Raw genomic sequence first — 613 nt, 5'->3', positions numbered from 1 at the left:
TACAACTGTACCGAAGGTGGAGCAAGGATAGAAGGAACTATAGAAAAACCTTTTCTTTGGGCTTGTGAGAATTTACTTGATAAAGATTTAAATAAACCTTTTGTGAAATTAGAACCTTTAAGTTTAAATAAACAAAATGAGTTTTTACTTAAAGCTTATTATAAAGTTTGTAAAAGTATTGAACATTGTAGAGATTTTAACGATAATTTTATTAAAGTTTATAATAAAACAAAAAACTCTTTTATAAATTTACAAAATTCTCAAAAAAACGAAATTTTGATTAAAGAAATCATTAAAGATATAGATAAAATCAAAACCAAAATAGACAAACTTTACAATAATCAAAAAGATCTGATACAAATTTTAGGTCCTTTGCTAACCCAATTTGAACTTAATCTTGCTAGAATTTATGTTTTAAATCCTAAAACTAAAGAAGATGTTTTTAATAAAAATATTCTTTGGATAAAAGAACATTTAGAATTTATGGAATTAGTTTATGGACATATTAAAGCACAAGAAAATGCTTTGATTAAAAATATACTTCCTTTAGAAGAAAAAATTAAAGAAAGAAAATTAGATAAATGGATGGAAAGGGTGAGAAGGTGAGAGAAGA

General features: G+C 23.8%; 1 pseudogene. It reads left to right on the top strand.

From position 1 onward, the window contains the following. Window positions 1–606, top strand: a pseudogene (locus tag SR63_RS04605) (motility associated factor glycosyltransferase family protein); the annotation flags it as partial. Window positions 607–613: the final 7 nt, after the last annotated feature.

Origin of the sequence: Campylobacter sp. 2014D-0259 (genome assembly GCF_008000505.1) — a bacterium.
GTDB classification, from domain to species: domain Bacteria; phylum Campylobacterota; class Campylobacteria; order Campylobacterales; family Campylobacteraceae; genus Campylobacter_D; species Campylobacter_D jejuni.
This window is presented reverse-complemented; position numbering and strand designations above follow the sequence as displayed.